This window comes from Chryseobacterium sp. SIMBA_029 (assembly GCF_046535275.1).
GTDB lineage: Bacteria > Bacteroidota > Bacteroidia > Flavobacteriales > Weeksellaceae > Chryseobacterium.
On the sequence record NZ_JAWRXA010000001.1, the window covers coordinates 114903 to 129687 of the forward strand.

A 14785-nucleotide genomic window follows, 5' to 3' on the forward strand; every position below is an offset into this window, starting at 1 on the left:
ATGGTTCATAAAAAATTATAAAATACGCGTCTGCTTCCGAATTTGTTTTCTGAAGGCAGAGGCCTGAATTGCTTACCTTTTAATTAATATGCTTTATTTGAATGAGTTTTGTAAAAATTGGTGAATTATTAAAGACGTAATAAAACAAATAACAGAATAAATGTACAAATTATTGCTTATTATTTTTACAACTAATGATTAATAGCGGTATGCTGTAAATATTGTGGATAAGAATTTGATATAAATCTGGAAAAAAAATTCTAAATTTAGATACTAATAAAAAATACCTGCATGTTTGAATTAACATATGATTTGGAAGATGTTGACGTAAAGATCTTCTACGGTGTAAATAACCAATTTTTCAATTTAATAAAATCAAGCTTCCCAACCATTAAAATTACTGGAAGAGACCATTATATTTTTGCAATGGGAAATCAGGAAGCGTTAGACATACTTAAACAAAAACTGAATGATATTATAGCATTTATCTCAAAAAACAATTCTATTGCCCTTAAAGATGTTGAAAACATCCTTAATATCAAGGATGAGAATGAAAAACAGCTGGTCTTTGATCAGGATATCATTGTAAAAGGGGTAAACGGTAAGATTATTAAAGCTAAAACCACCAACCTTAAAAAACTCGTTAAAGAAACGGAGAAAAAGGATATGGTTTTTGCGATCGGACCTGCGGGAACCGGGAAAACCTATACCAGTGTGGCTTTGGCAGCAAGGGCTTTGAGGGATAAAGAAGTGAAAAGAATTGTTCTGACAAGACCTGCGGTAGAAGCGGGGGAGAGCCTGGGATTTTTGCCGGGTGATCTTAAAGAAAAGCTGGATCCGTATTTACAGCCTCTATATGATGCACTTCGGGATATGATTCCTCATGAAAAACTGGAAGGTTTTATGGAGAAGAAAGTTATTGAAGTAGCTCCGTTGGCGTTTATGAGAGGGCGTACCCTTGATGATGCTTTTGTAATTCTTGATGAAGCACAGAATACAACTCATGCGCAGATGAAAATGTTCCTGACGAGAATGGGGATGAACGCCAAATTCATCATTACCGGAGATCCAAGCCAGATTGACCTTCCGAAAAACCAGCAGTCCGGGTTAAAAGAAGCCATGAGGATTCTGCATGGGGTAAAAGAGATCGGGTTTGTACATCTTACCGAAGAAGATGTGGTAAGACATCCGGTAGTAAGAAAGATTATCCTTGCTTACAATGAAGAAGATAAGAGACTGAAGAATGATTAAAGATTTGTAATTATTTAACATAATATCATTGTTGGGTTAATGAATTGTTAATTTCCTAAATAATAATTAGTTTAGCGGTCGAATTTTAAAACAAATAACCATGAAAAAACTATTATTAATCGGAGCTTTGGCTCTTTTGGGAGCAAATGTTAACGCTCAGGAAAGTCACTTTAAAATAGGAGGACATGTAGGATTGCCTGTAGGAGATGCAGGAGATACCTATGCATTTAATGCAGGAGTAGATGTAGCCTATACGTGGGAAATCGCAGATCATTTTGAATTGGGAGCGACCACAGGATACTCTCATTATTTCGGAAAAGAAATCAAGACTCCCGAATTAAACTTTATGGGATCGGTTATCATTCCTTCAATATCATACAAATCAAATGTTGGGTCAATCCCTGTAGCAGCAACGGCGCAATATACGTTTGAGGGTGGATTTAATGTAGGAGCAGATCTTGGATATGCTTTCCTTACAGGAGATGCAGATGGTGGTGGTTTTTACTATCAGCCTAAAGTAGGGTATACATTTGCAGAAAAACATAATGTTTTTGCAGGATATAAAGGAATCAGCAAAGACGGATATGAGCTTTCAACAGTAAGTATAGGATATGCTTATAAGTTTTAATTAACTCTATTATAAAAGACAAGCCGCTTATTTTTTAAGCGGTTTTTTTATGTTTTGATTTAATTTTTTTTGACCTCTTGATGAAATATAAAATATTTATTAATTTTGAGAGCTCAATCAAAAAACTATTAGAAAATATGAAAAAATTACTACTATTAAGTGCTTTCGCCTTTCTGGGAGGGGCTGCACAGGCGCAGGAAGGTTTTAAACTTGGGGGACATATCGGTATTCCGGTTTCCGACGCAAGTAATGCATCATCATTCACATTAGGAGTGGATGCTGCTTATATGTGGAATATTACAAAAGGGCTTGACCTGGGAGTCGCAACGGGATATTCTCATTTCTTTGGAAAAGATAATTTTGATGATTTCGGATTTATTCCGGTAGCGGTTTCCGGTAAATACAAATTTTCGGGAGCTCCTATTTTTGTGGGATTAGATTTAGGATATGGCATTTCCACAAAAGATGGGGTAGACGGTGGATTCTATGCTCAGCCAAAATTCGGTTATCAGATGGCTAAAGGAGAGCTCTATTTAGGATACCAAACGATTAGTAACAAGCGTGATTTTGGACCTTACAGAGTAAGCTGGAATGTTGGTGCAGTCAACATTGGCTATAACTTCTTCCTGAAATAAGAATGCAACATTAAGAAATGAATAAACAGGCTCCAATTGAAAAATTGGAGCTTTTTAGTGGCCTGCATGATTTTTATTGAAACTCTGGAACAGTGTTTACAAGGAACCGATTTTTATTTTGTTTGTATCTATTAACAGACTAGGTAAGCCTAAATCAATGGTAATTTAACATAATGCAAAATTTTATTTTAAGTTAAATTGGTTAATTAAAATCAGTTTTATCCCAAAATTTTAAGAGATAAATGTCTGTTTTAACAATTTTGTCAAAAATGATGAAATTAAAATAACCAAACATATTTGGCTCTAATTGAAAAATTGTAGTTGTTCTATTCAAAATTTTGTGAATAAGCTAAAAGCCTTTATTGGATACATTTTATTATGGTAAATATCGAATATAGGTCAATGATATTAATCACATTAACAAATTTTAATATTCATGCTACCCAATGTAACTTTGCCCTCAGAAAGTATTAAAAATTTTTAAAATGAAAAAAATATTATTAGCGGGTGCTGTTGCACTTTTCGGATTATCTAATGCACAGATTGCTAAAGGTACTGCTTATTTATCAGGTCAAGTAAGTTATTCTCAACAAGAGAACAACAACAATGATTCTAAAATAGAAAGCTTCAGAGTTCTTCCAACTGCAGGATATTTCGTAGGGACTAACCTAGCTGTAGGTTTAGGTGTAGGTTATGCAAGTGACAAGACTACAACTACTACAAACAATGCTTTAGTTGTTTCTGAAATTAAAAATACTCAATCTGCATTTGTTGTAGCTCCTTTCGTAAGAAAATACTGGACTATTGCTGACAAATTATATATTTTCGGTCAATTAGAAGTTCCTATGGAATTTGGTCAAGTTAAAAACGAAGGTACTTCTACTACAACTGTAGGAGGTTCTACTGCAACTTCTTCTACTTCAACAAAAGCTAACTATACTTCAATCGGAGTTAACATTAAGCCAGGTTTAGATTATTTCTTAAACAAAAACTGGAGCATTGAAGCTACTTTCGGAGAATTTGGATACAACACTTCTAAATTTGACGTTGATGGAGCTAAGAGCGTTAACAACTATAACTTCGGTTTGAACTTATCAGCTGTAACTTTCGGAGTTAAATATGTATTTGCTAAATAATTAGTAAAACATACCCAACATAGAAGCCCTGAAATATTTCAGGGCTTTTTTTATGCTCCAGCATGATTATTAGATTTATTCGTATTGTAGCAAAAAAGTGGTAATTCACGAAGAGTGCTGAATTGTATATCAATTAAGATGGTACCGTCATTAATTCAGTTCCTTCCATTGCTAAGTCAGAAGATGAGTCATATACAAACAAAAAGCTCTCAGAATTTCTGAGAGCTTTATTTATATTTTTCTGAATGAATTATTTTCCCATTCCGCCCATGCCCGGCATATTAGGCATTTTACTCATCATCTGCATCATCTGCTTTCCTTGAGGGCCCTGCATCATCTTCATCATTTTACCCATCTGGTCAAACTGTTTCATCAGCTGGTTTACATCTTCAATTTTTCTTCCTGCTCCTCTGGCAATTCTCTGTTTTCTCTGAGAATTAATGATAGAAGGTCTTCTTCTTTCGTCCGGAGTCATAGAATAAATAATAGCTTCAATATGTTTGAATGCATCATCACTGATTTCTACATCCTTGATTGCTTTTCCAACTCCCGGAATCATTCCCATCAAATCCTTCATGTTACCCATCTTCTTGATCTGGTTGATCTGCTTTAAGAAGTCGTCGAAACCGAACTCATTCTTAGCAATTTTTTTGTGAAGTTTTTTAGCTTCCTCTTCATCAAATTGTTCCTGAGCTCTTTCTACTAAGGAAACAACGTCTCCCATTCCTAAGATTCTGTCGGCCATCCTTTCTGGATAGAAAAGATCTAATGCTTCCATTTTCTCACCGGTAGAGATAAATTTAATAGGTTTCTCTACAACAGAACGAATTGTCAATGCAGCACCCCCACGAGTATCACCATCTAATTTCGTTAAAACAACACCATCAAAATTTAAAGCATCGTTAAACGCTTTTGCTGTGTTTACAGCATCCTGACCCGTCATTGAGTCAACAACAAATAGTGTTTCGTTAGGTTTGATGAAATAATGAACAGATTTGATCTCGTTCATCATCTGCTCGTCAATTGCCAAACGTCCGGCAGTATCCACGATGACAACATCATGTCCGTTTTGTTTTGCAAAATTGATTGCATTTTCAGCGATCGTTGATGGATTGGTAGCACCTTCTTCAGTGAAAACAGGAACACCAATCTGGCCACCCAATACTTTCAACTGTTCAATAGCAGCCGGACGGTAAACGTCACAAGCTACCAATAAAGGTTTTTTATTTTTCTTAGTTTTTAAATAATTAGCAAGTTTTCCAGAGAAGGTTGTTTTACCGGAACCCTGAAGACCTGCGATAAGAATTACAGACGGCTTACCGGAAAGATTGATTCCTTCCTGAGTTCCCCCCATTAAGGCTACCAATTCGTCGTGAACAATCTTCGTCATCAACTGTCCTGGAGTAAGGGAGGTAAGAACGTTTTCTCCTAAAGCTTTATCCTGAACTCTTTTGGTTAAGTCTTTTGCAACTTTATAGTTAACGTCGGCATCCACCAATGCTCTACGAATTTCTTTTACGGTTTCGGCAACATTGATCTCTGTAATTTTTCCGCGCCCGGAAATATTATGAAGCGCTTTGTCTAATTTATCCTGTAAACTATTAAACATATTAATTGTAAATTATAGTTTGCAAAAATAGGGAATTTTTGCTATATCTGATGGTTAAAATCTAATAACTATTTATTGTACTGGATTTATCCAGGTAAAGTTTATGTATGGACAACGTGTTTGTCGGATAATAGCACATCAATTCATATGGAGGTTAATTATTTTTAATGGTATTTTTTATTCTGTTTTTTATTAAGTATTTTTAAACTTAAAAATTCCTGTGCTATGATCATGGCGTCAGGAGGAGTACATACCTGATATAAAATTTATAATTTATTGAAAAAGTGCATTGAAATATTTTGTCTCAAATTGTTGCAGTGCAGATAATTGCTGAATTAAAACATCATTTTTATAAATTTTGTTTAATAACTATATTCCATGTGTTTTGTGATTTATTTATATTTGCCGCAAAAACATGATGAAAAAAACAATTATTATTTCTGCTATTTTTATAGCACAGACTTTTTTTGCACAGATTATTTCTAAAGATCCTACGTTTGCATCGAATGGTATATTTTACACTTACTCTACTTATCCTTATGAAAATGACTATTTGGGAGAGTTAGTAGATGGTTCATCAAGTGTATTTTACATACAGGGGTATGCACAGGGTACAGCAAATACTAATGCAAACATTTACAAAACTACAAGTTACGCAGGCCCTCTGGATTTAACTTTTGGTAATGGGGGAATTGCTTCTGTAAATTATCCTGGGAATTATCTCACTGGTTTTTTAAGACGTTCTAATGGTAAGTTGAATTTATTGTTTAACCGATATGATAGTACAAACAATACTCATACCTTGTATTTGGTACAATTACTGGCTAACGGGCAACTTGATCCTGCATTTGCGAATAATGGTGTAAAGATATTTCCCAATAACTATGTTCCGATTATGATAGTGAATGGAGATCTTAATTCTTACATAAAACAGCAGGGTTCTAAAATACTGGTAACTGCAAATGATGGAGTAGGTGGGGGCTCCACATATACCTATAGATTAAATGATGACGGAACATTGGATGGAAGCTTTGGCAATAACGGAAAATTGGTAGGTCATTCATCAAAACCACCTTGTCTGGATAATCAAAACAATATTATTATAATAGACACTAATAAAATCATCAAATATACTGTAAATGGTCAACTGATGACTGGTTTTGGTAATAATGGTGAAGTTCCTTTCTCTGATTATTGGTTTTCAGAGTTACCAACAAAAATAGATTCCAATAACAGAATACTTTATTTCTCATCGCCGGCGTTAGGTAGTCCCTCTTCATTAAAAAGAAGAAATGCAGATGGAACTCCTGATACCACGTTTAATGTCAGTAGCACTGCTGCACATGATTATATAAATGATTTTTATGAAAAAGATGGGTATTACTATATTGTAGGTACTATGACTATCAATGGTTCTAATCCAGATAATCCACATTATACATATTATATATCAAGGCTTCATCAGGATGGGTCTTTAGACACCGCTTTTGGAGAGTATATAGAAACTGATCCTAATTTAGTAGATTACGGTATGGGTAAGATGAAAGTTCTTGATAATTCAATCTTTGTAAGTGGGGGTCTTGCCAATGATCCGGTAATCATAAAATATTTATTTAATACAGCTACATTATCCACGACAGAAACTGTAAAAAATAATACTGAGATAACTTTTGAAAATCCTATAAAACATGATCTGGTTTATAGATCAAAAGAAAAAATTGATATGATAGAAATCTACTCTGCTGATGGAAGACTATTAAAAACTGTGAAAGAAAATAATTCTGATGTTTCTGATCTTTCCAAAGCTGTTTATATGGCAAAAGTAACCTTTGAAAATGGAAAAACCTCTACAAAAAAGCTTATTAAAGAGTAAACAAAAGAGTTCTTGTTTTTTTTAATTTTGGCTTACACAATGTCTGTTGCAGAATTATTACTCAATAAAACCTGTAAAGTTTTAAAAACAAATTTCTTAGCCTAAAACAACAGCTTTAACCGTTATATGATTCATCAATGAAGTCTATTTCAACCGAAATATCAACAATTTAAAATAGGAGTATTTAAAATGCACAACGGTTATATAAAATTGCAATAAAGCATTACATAGAATTTAGCTCAGGAATGAAAAACTGTTTTTATTTATGTGATGCTTATTTTTCAAGAAGTAGAGAATTTTTATCATCTGTGAAAATTGTTTGTTATAAGGTATTTTTATTATGTTTGCGTTCATAGTTAATTCAAGCTTAAAATTAGAGGATGATTTTCTTTACCATTATTTTTTTACTTGCTGTTTTTAATTTGACAGTATTTTTTGTTTTTAAGAAATTTTTATACAAAAAGCCTGATGAAGGGATGAAATTTTTAGTCATAAATATTTCTAAAGACCTTATTTGGTTGGTTATTTCTTTAATAATATTAGAAAAAACAAAAACCAATTTTCTTTTTATTGTTATAAGCTTTATTATAGGCTCACTCCTTATATATATACCCATAATAAAACTCATTAACAAGTCTTGATTTTTTTGATGATAAAAATCAATTTTTAATATTGGTAAAGTTTAATAAAATCAATATATTTGCACACGATTAAAAAAGAGATATGAACAGAAAGATTTCTTCATTATTTTTCGCATTTTTATTTGTGTTTATTAGCAGTTTAGCTACTGCACAACATGATTCTGAAGGTGAAAAATCCGCTGAAAAAGTAGAGCATAAAGAAGATGGCAACAAATTCAATGCTACCAAAATGATCATGGAACACATTGGTGATTCTAACGAATGGCATTTATGGACTACCAAAGACGATAACGGTGAAGAGCACCATGTTTCTATTCCATTGCCTGTGATCATTAAAGATAACGAAGGATGGCATACTTTCCTTTCAAGCAGTATTGCTCACGGACATGATCATGATGGCTATACTTTAGAAGAAGGACAAGTCGTTTCTACTAAAGGAATCCAGAAAGCTACATTGTTTTCAATCATTAGTGGAAAACAAAAATCAAACGAAGTATTCTTTGATATGTCAATTACTAAGAATGCAGCATCAATGTTCTTGTCAGTAATTTTCATGGGAATCATATTCATAGGAATGGCAAGGAACTATAAAAAATCTCAGTTACCAAAAGGTGCAGGGAAATTATTAGAGCCTGTAATTGTATTTATCAGAGATGAAGTGGCTATTCCAAACATCGGTTCTGTAAAGTACAAAAGATATATGCCTTATCTTTTAACAGCATTTTTCTTTATCTGGTTCAACAACCTTTTTGGATTGATTCCTTTCTTTCCTGGAGGATCTAACCTTACCGGAAACATTGCAATTACTGCAGTACTGGCTATTATTACTTTATTAATTACTTTATTCAGTGCTAATAAAGATTACTGGAAGCACATTTTCATGCCGCCGGTTCCAATATTATTATATCCGATCATGGTTCCGATTGAAATTATCGGGGTGTTCACAAAACCTTTTGCATTGATGATGCGACTTTTCGCAAACATAACTGCAGGACACATCATGATTCTGGCAATTATATCTTTGATTTTTATTTTTAAATCTCCGTTTTTAGGATTTGCATCTGTACCATTAGCTTTATTTGTTTCGGTATTAGAACTATTAGTTGCCGCATTACAAGCTTATATATTTACAGTATTATCTGCATTGTTTATCGGTATTGCAGTTGCAGAACACGAACACGAACATGCTCATGCTCACCATGAGGAGCATACTCACTAAGAAAAATAATTTTAACTAAATATTTATTTATTATGGACATCACAACTGGAGCAGGATTAATTTACGTAGGAATAGGTTTAGCAGTACTAGGAGTAGGTCTTGGTATCGGTAAAATCGGTGGGCATGCAATGGATGCTATCGCTAGACAGCCAGAACAAGCTGGTAAGATTCAAGGAGCAATGCTTATTGCTGCAGGTCTTATTGAAGGAGCTGGTCTTATTGCTATTATCTTTGGTGCTTTCATCAAGTAATAATTATCCTCAAAGAAAATATTCTTAGCAGTGAAGCGGTTGGCTGCTGCTAAGAATTTTAAAAAAATGATCCATAAATTACATTAAAAAAAAGAATTTACAGATATGGGAATTATTGAACCTGGAATTGGACTTTTGTTTTGGATGACGCTTACTTTTGTTATCCTATTATTTATTCTAGCAAAATTCGCTTGGAAACCAATCGTTAATGCAGTTAATGATAGAGAAACTTCAATTGTTGATGCATTGAACCAAGCTAAATTGGCTAAAAAAGAAATGGAAGAGCTAAAAGCTGATAACGAAAGAATCATTCGTGAAGCTAAGATCGAAAGAGATGCGATCCTTAAAGAAGCCAGAGAAATTAAAGATAGAATCGTAGGTGAAGCTAAAGATATTGCTAAATCTGAAGGAGATAAATTAATCGAATCGGCTAGACAAAGCATCCAGTCAGAGAAAAATGCTGCTATGGCAGATATCAAATCTCAAATTGGTAACTTGTCTGTAAATATTGCTGAATCTATCTTGAAGCAAAAATTAGACAACACTGAGGCTCAGAATGAGTTGGTTCAAAATTATTTAAACAAATCTAACCTTAACTAAGAATGCTTACATCTAAAGTAGCTAAAAGATACGCACAAGGTTTGCTTGATTTCACCAATGAATCAGGAGAAACGGCTGCTGTATTTTCTGAAATGAAAGATGTAGTAAAGCTGATGGCTCAATCTGTTGATTTAAACAAATTTTTCCAAACGCCTTACATTGATTCTAAAAAGAAGATAGAAGTAGCGCACGAAATTTTCAAAAGTTTATCATTAACTTCCCAGAATATGATCAAATTAGTGATCAGACAGGGGCGTGAGACACAGCTGAAAAATATCGCTCAGGAATATATCAATAAAGTAGAAGATGTTAACGGAGTACAGAGAATAACTTTGACTACTGCAACGTCACTTTCAAAAGAAAATATTGACCAAATCCTTAGATCTACGGATTTAGTAAAAGCTGGTTCAAACTTTGACCTGAAAGTAAATGTAAACCCTGCTATTTTAGGAGGATATGTCCTAAGAGTAGGAGACCAGCAGATCGATGCATCTGTGAAAACTAAACTTACTCAAGTTAAAAAAGATTTTCAATTAAATTAAAGAAAAAAAAACCATACAATGGCAGAAATAAATCCGGCAGAAGTATCTGCGATCTTAAAACAGCAATTGGCCAACTTCGATACTCAATCAAATGTTGAGGAAGTAGGTACAGTTTTAACCATCGGTGATGGTATTGCTCGTGTATACGGGTTAGAAAACGTACAATACGGAGAGTTGGTGAAATTTTCTAGTGATGTAGAAGGTATTGTACTAAACCTTGAAGAAGACAACGTAGGGGTTGCTTTACTTGGGGAAAGTAAATTAGTAAGAGAAGGAGATACAGTAAGAAGAACAAACAGAATCTCTTCTATCAAAGTAGGAGAAGGAATGTTAGGAAGAGTAGTAGATACTCTTGGTAATCCTATCGATGGTAAAGGTCCTATCTCAGGAGAATTATACGAAATGCCATTGGAAAGAAAGGCTCCTGGAGTTATCTTCAGACAGCCAGTAACTGAACCTTTACAAACAGGTATCGTTGCTATCGACTCTATGATCCCTGTAGGAAGAGGACAAAGAGAATTGATCATCGGTGACAGACAGACAGGTAAAACTACTGTTGCTATCGATACGATCATCAACCAAAAAGAATTTTTTGATGCTGGTAACCCAGTATATTGTATATATGTTGCAATCGGACAGAAAGCATCTACAGTAGCTCAAATCGTTAAAACGCTTTCTGATAAAGGAGCTTTAGCATATACTGTAATTGTTGCTGCTAATGCATCAGATCCAGTTCCAATGCAGGTATATTCTGCAATGGCAGGAGCTTCTATCGGTGAATTCTTCAGAGACACTGGTAGACCGGCATTGATCATTTATGATGATTTATCTAAACAAGCGGTTGCATACCGTGAGCTTTCACTTCTATTAAGAAGACCACCGGGCCGTGAAGCTTATCCTGGAGACGTTTTCTATCTTCACTCAAGATTATTGGAAAGAGCAGCAAAAGTAATTGCTGATGACAATATCGCGAGACAGATGAACGACTTACCTGATTCATTAAGACCAATCGTAAAAGGAGGCGGTTCATTAACTGCACTTCCAATTATCGAAACTCAGGCTGGTGACGTTTCTGCATATATTCCAACAAACGTAATCTCTATTACTGACGGACAGATCTTCTTGGAGTCTGATCTATTCAACTCTGGGGTTCGTCCTGCAATCAACGTAGGGATCTCTGTATCAAGAGTAGGTGGTAACGCGCAGATCAAATCAATGAAAAAAGTTTCTGGTACTCTTAAATTAGACCAGGCTCAATATAAAGAATTGGAAGCATTTGCTAAATTCGGTTCTGACCTTGATGCTTCTACTTTAGCAGTAATCTCTAAAGGAGAAAGAAACGTTGAGCTTCTTAAGCAGCCGGTAAACTCTCCTCTTCCTGTAGATAGCCAGGTGGCAATGATCTACGCTGGAACAGAGAACTTAATGAGAAACGTTCCGATCAGAAAAGTAAAAGAATTCCAAAAAGAATATATCGAATTCCTAAGATCTAAGCATCCAGATACAATGGCTGCTCTTAAAGCTGGAAAAATCGATAACGATATTACAGCAGTTCTTAAGCAGGCGGCTAACGATTTGGCTTCTAAATATAACTAAAATTAGTTGATGATTGTTGGTTGATAGTTGACGGAATTTTCTAAAACTAGCAACCAACAACCGACAACCAACAACTAACCCAATATGGCAAACTTAAAAGAAATACGAGGAAGAATCAGTTCAATTTCATCTACGATGCAGATTACCCGTGCTATGAAAATGGTTTCTGCAGCGAAACTAAAAAAAGCGCAGGATGCCATCGTGATGTTAAGACCTTATTCTGAAAAACTACAAGAAATCATCCAGAATGTAAATTCTAGTTCAGATCCTGATCAGGTTTCTATTTATGCCCAAAAAAGAGAGGTTAAAAGAATACTTTTTATCGCTGTGACTTCAAACAGAGGTCTGGCAGGTGCTTTTAACTCATCGATTGTAAAAGAGCTTAATATTCAGTTTCAGAATAATTCTCAATATGAGATTGAAGTGCTTACCATCGGTAAAAAAGGATATGATGCCGTAAGAAGAAGCCGTAATGTATATGCAAACGGAAGTTCTGTTTTTGATAACCTGAACTTCGATGCAGTTTCTAACCTTACGGAAGCGGCAATGACCAGCTTCAAAGAAGGCAAGTTTGACGAAGTTTATGTTATTTATAATAAATTTGTAAATGCTGCTACTCAAGAAGTTACTGTAGAACAATTACTTCCTATCTTAATGCCTGAAAACACAGAAGAACCTGGAGTAGAGGCTGATTATATCTTTGAACCTAACAAAAATGAAATTTTGGACAACTTAATTCCAAAATCTATCAAAACTCAGGTTTTCAAAGCGGTTTTAGATTCAGTAGCATCTGAGCACGGAGCGAGAATGACTGCCATGCATAAAGCAACAGACAACGCTCAGGCCATGAAGAACGATTTGGTAATCTATTACAACAAAGCAAGACAGGCTGCTATTACAAACGAAATCTTAGAAATTGTTTCAGGAGCAGAAGCCTTAAAGAATTCATAAAGAATCTCTTTAACAAAATATTACAAGCATCGAGTATATCGATGCTTTTTTTATTATTTTTATTTTGTATATCTTTGTACCAATAAAATTATACAACTTCTAAATGGATTCGGACATAGTCAGGCTTTTGCTAGCCTTATTTCTTGTTTTACTAAATGGTTTCTTCGTAGCCGCAGAATTTTCAATTGTTAAAGTACGTTATTCACAAATCCAGTTAAAAGCTGCAGAAGGGAATTCTATGGCTAAGCAGGCGGAACACATTATCAAGCATCTTGATGAATATCTTTCTGCCACACAATTAGGTATTACCTTAGCATCCCTGGCCTTGGGTTGGGTAGGTGAGAGTGCTTTACATCACGTCGTTCAAAATATTTTCAGCTCTTTACATATTGATCTGGCGGAAACAACCATTACCACCATTTCAGTGGTTACCAGTTTTGTATTAATTACCGTAATGCATATTGTATTCGGAGAACTTATACCTAAATCAATTGCGATCAGAAAATCGGAAGCCACTACCATGGCAACAGCCGTTCCTCTGAGAGTTTTTTATACCGTCTTTAAACCATTCATCTGGTTGATGAACATCATGTCCAATGGATTTTTAAGACTTCTGAAAATTCATCCTGCTTCTGAACAGGAAATTCACTCAACAGAAGAATTACAGCTTTTGGTAAAACAAAGTGCGGACAGTGGTGAAATTGAGGAGGAGAACTATGAGATCATTAAAAATGCATTTGATTTTACAGATCATTCTGCCAAGCAGATCATGGTTCCGAGACAGAATATTACATCTATCGATTTCAAAGAAGATGTCAATGATATCATCAACGAAATCATGGACAGCGGATACTCACGTATTCCTGTGTATGAGGATTCCATCGATAATGTGATTGGTATTTTCTATACCAAGGAAATTATCAGGGAATTTGTTAAAAGAAAAGGAGATCTTACCCATGAAGATCTTAAAGATTTGATGCGTGATACCTTTTTCGTGGTAGGAAGTAAGAAGATTTCAGACCTGTTAAAGACCTTTCAGCAGAAAAAACAGCACCTTGCCATTGTTATTGACGAATTTGGTGGTACTGAAGGAATCGTTACCCTGGAAGATATTCTGGAAGAGCTTGTCGGTGAAATTCAGGATGAAGAGGATGATGAAGAGAAATTGGTGGATAAAATCGCTGACAATACCTATTGGGTTCAGGCTACACAGCCTTTGGATGAGATTAATGAACATTTACCTAAAAAATTACCCCTTTCTGAAGAAAGCGAATACAACTCACTTGCCGGTTTTATCCTTCACGAATTAGAAGATATTCCGGAAGAAAATCAGGAGTTTGATCTGGAAAATTATCATTTCAAGATTTTGAAAATGAATAATAAGAGTGTAGAACTCGTAGAATTGGTCTATGAAGCGCCAAACAGCATCAATGATTTGGCTGATAAATTAGGAGAAGTTTAAATAAGTAAGAATGATATTTTTTAACGGTATAAGAGATTACGAAGATCCAAAACGTAAATATGAAGAAGAAGTTCTCGTTTTGGACGAAACAGATGATGTTTATAAATTAATTCTGCATAACGACGACATCCATACTTTTGATTATGTGATTGATTGTCTTATCGAAATCTGTAAACATACCCCGGAGCAGGCCGAGCAATGTACCATGTTGATTCATTACAAAGGCAAATGCACCGTAAAAACAGGCTCAATAGATCTTTTGAAGCCTATGCATGAAAGATTGCTTTCAAGGGAATTAACAAGCGAAATAGTATAAGAAAAAGCTCTGGCATTGGTCAGAGCTTTTTTATTATCTGCTTTTCTGAGGTGGTTTTAAACTTTATGATAAGAC

General features: G+C 34.7%; 14 protein-coding genes. 13 read left to right on the forward strand and 1 reads right to left on the reverse strand.

Annotated elements, in window-relative coordinates:
• Nucleotides 1–291 precede the first annotated feature (291 nt).
• From SB679_RS00520 to SB679_RS00535, 4 genes are all read left to right on the forward strand, one after another.
• A complete protein-coding gene (locus SB679_RS00520) occupies nucleotides 292–1251 on the forward strand; it encodes a PhoH family protein (RefSeq protein ID WP_034711434.1) in 960 nt (319 codons plus the stop codon).
• A gap of 100 nt (nucleotides 1252–1351) precedes the next feature.
• Nucleotides 1352–1879 carry an outer membrane beta-barrel protein gene (locus SB679_RS00525; RefSeq protein WP_410700294.1) on the forward strand — a complete coding sequence of 176 codons (528 nt, stop codon included), beginning with the start codon at nucleotides 1352–1354 and terminating at the stop codon, nucleotides 1877–1879.
• A 137-nt stretch (nucleotides 1880–2016) separates the two neighbouring features.
• Nucleotides 2017–2514 carry a hypothetical protein gene (locus tag SB679_RS00530; RefSeq protein ID WP_410700295.1) on the forward strand — a complete coding sequence of 166 codons (498 nt, stop codon included), beginning with the start codon at nucleotides 2017–2019 and terminating at the stop codon, nucleotides 2512–2514.
• A 485-nt stretch (nucleotides 2515–2999) separates the two neighbouring features.
• Entirely contained in the window at nucleotides 3000–3650 is a 651-nt protein-coding gene (locus SB679_RS00535; RefSeq protein ID WP_410700296.1) for an outer membrane beta-barrel protein, read from the forward strand.
• A gap of 250 nt (nucleotides 3651–3900) precedes the next feature.
• Here SB679_RS00535 and ffh read toward each other — a convergent pair whose 3' ends face one another.
• Nucleotides 3901–5259 (reverse strand): signal recognition particle protein, encoded by a 1359-nt coding sequence (gene ffh / locus SB679_RS00540; RefSeq protein ID WP_034711429.1) that lies wholly within the window; start codon nucleotides 5257–5259, stop codon nucleotides 3901–3903.
• Nucleotides 5260–5674: 415 nt separating this feature from the next.
• Here ffh and SB679_RS00545 point away from each other — a divergent pair, with 415 nt between their 5' ends.
• The 9 genes from SB679_RS00545 to SB679_RS00585 all read left to right on the forward strand — a co-directional run bounded on the left by SB679_RS00545 (nucleotide 5675) and on the right by SB679_RS00585 (nucleotide 14710).
• Nucleotides 5675–7132 carry a T9SS type A sorting domain-containing protein gene (locus SB679_RS00545; RefSeq protein ID WP_410700297.1) on the forward strand — a complete coding sequence of 486 codons (1458 nt, stop codon included), beginning with the start codon at nucleotides 5675–5677 and terminating at the stop codon, nucleotides 7130–7132.
• Nucleotides 7133–7855: 723 nt separating this feature from the next.
• Nucleotides 7856–8992 carry a F0F1 ATP synthase subunit A gene (atpB, locus tag SB679_RS00550; RefSeq protein WP_410700298.1) on the forward strand — a complete coding sequence of 379 codons (1137 nt, stop codon included), beginning with the start codon at nucleotides 7856–7858 and terminating at the stop codon, nucleotides 8990–8992.
• Nucleotides 8993–9024: 32 nt separating this feature from the next.
• Nucleotides 9025–9243 carry an ATP synthase F0 subunit C gene (locus SB679_RS00555; RefSeq protein WP_034711425.1) on the forward strand — a complete coding sequence of 73 codons (219 nt, stop codon included), beginning with the start codon at nucleotides 9025–9027 and terminating at the stop codon, nucleotides 9241–9243.
• A gap of 105 nt (nucleotides 9244–9348) precedes the next feature.
• The gene (locus SB679_RS00560; protein ID WP_034711424.1) at nucleotides 9349–9843 is read left to right on the forward strand and encodes a F0F1 ATP synthase subunit B; all 495 of its coding nucleotides are present in this window, start codon (nucleotides 9349–9351) and stop codon (nucleotides 9841–9843) included.
• A gap of 2 nt (nucleotides 9844–9845) precedes the next feature.
• Nucleotides 9846–10385, forward strand: coding sequence for an ATP synthase F1 subunit delta (gene atpH, locus SB679_RS00565; RefSeq protein ID WP_034711423.1), 540 nt, complete (start codon nucleotides 9846–9848; stop codon nucleotides 10383–10385).
• 18 nt (nucleotides 10386–10403) lie between these two features.
• On the forward strand, nucleotides 10404–11981 hold the full coding sequence (gene atpA / locus SB679_RS00570) for a F0F1 ATP synthase subunit alpha (protein ID WP_034711422.1): 1578 nt from the start codon (nucleotides 10404–10406) through the stop codon (nucleotides 11979–11981).
• 84 nt (nucleotides 11982–12065) lie between these two features.
• Nucleotides 12066–12932 (forward strand): ATP synthase F1 subunit gamma, encoded by an 867-nt coding sequence (gene atpG / locus SB679_RS00575; protein WP_410700299.1) that lies wholly within the window; start codon nucleotides 12066–12068, stop codon nucleotides 12930–12932.
• A 103-nt stretch (nucleotides 12933–13035) separates the two neighbouring features.
• Nucleotides 13036–14394, forward strand: a complete 1359-nt coding sequence (locus SB679_RS00580) for a hemolysin family protein (RefSeq protein WP_410700300.1) — start codon at nucleotides 13036–13038, stop codon at nucleotides 14392–14394.
• Between the two features lie 10 nt (nucleotides 14395–14404).
• The gene (locus SB679_RS00585; protein ID WP_410700301.1) at nucleotides 14405–14710 is read left to right on the forward strand and encodes an ATP-dependent Clp protease adaptor ClpS; all 306 of its coding nucleotides are present in this window, start codon (nucleotides 14405–14407) and stop codon (nucleotides 14708–14710) included.
• Nucleotides 14711–14785: the final 75 nt, after the last annotated feature.

Excerpts from the sequence above, each read along its gene's own strand:
- SB679_RS00535 (WP_410700296.1), top strand. The coding sequence starts at position 3,000 with ATGAAAAAAATATTATTAGCGGGTGCTGTTGCACTTTTCGGATTATCT.
- atpA (WP_034711422.1), top strand. The coding sequence starts at position 10,404 with ATGGCAGAAATAAATCCGGCAGAAGTATCTGCGATCTTAAAACAGCAA.
- atpB (WP_410700298.1), top strand. The coding sequence starts at position 7,856 with ATGAACAGAAAGATTTCTTCATTATTTTTCGCATTTTTATTTGTGTTT.
- SB679_RS00545 (WP_410700297.1), top strand. The coding sequence starts at position 5,675 with ATGATGAAAAAAACAATTATTATTTCTGCTATTTTTATAGCACAGACT.
- ffh (WP_034711429.1), bottom strand. The coding sequence starts at position 5,259 with ATGTTTAATAGTTTACAGGATAAATTAGACAAAGCGCTTCATAATATT.
- SB679_RS00530 (WP_410700295.1), top strand. The coding sequence starts at position 2,017 with ATGAAAAAATTACTACTATTAAGTGCTTTCGCCTTTCTGGGAGGGGCT.
- SB679_RS00555 (WP_034711425.1), top strand. The coding sequence starts at position 9,025 with ATGGACATCACAACTGGAGCAGGATTAATTTACGTAGGAATAGGTTTA.
- SB679_RS00585 (WP_410700301.1), top strand. The coding sequence starts at position 14,405 with ATGATATTTTTTAACGGTATAAGAGATTACGAAGATCCAAAACGTAAA.
- atpH (WP_034711423.1), top strand. The coding sequence starts at position 9,846 with ATGCTTACATCTAAAGTAGCTAAAAGATACGCACAAGGTTTGCTTGAT.
- SB679_RS00560 (WP_034711424.1), top strand. The coding sequence starts at position 9,349 with ATGGGAATTATTGAACCTGGAATTGGACTTTTGTTTTGGATGACGCTT.
- atpG (WP_410700299.1), top strand. The coding sequence starts at position 12,066 with ATGGCAAACTTAAAAGAAATACGAGGAAGAATCAGTTCAATTTCATCT.
- SB679_RS00520 (WP_034711434.1), top strand. The coding sequence starts at position 292 with ATGTTTGAATTAACATATGATTTGGAAGATGTTGACGTAAAGATCTTC.
- SB679_RS00525 (WP_410700294.1), top strand. The coding sequence starts at position 1,352 with ATGAAAAAACTATTATTAATCGGAGCTTTGGCTCTTTTGGGAGCAAAT.
- SB679_RS00580 (WP_410700300.1), top strand. The coding sequence starts at position 13,036 with ATGGATTCGGACATAGTCAGGCTTTTGCTAGCCTTATTTCTTGTTTTA.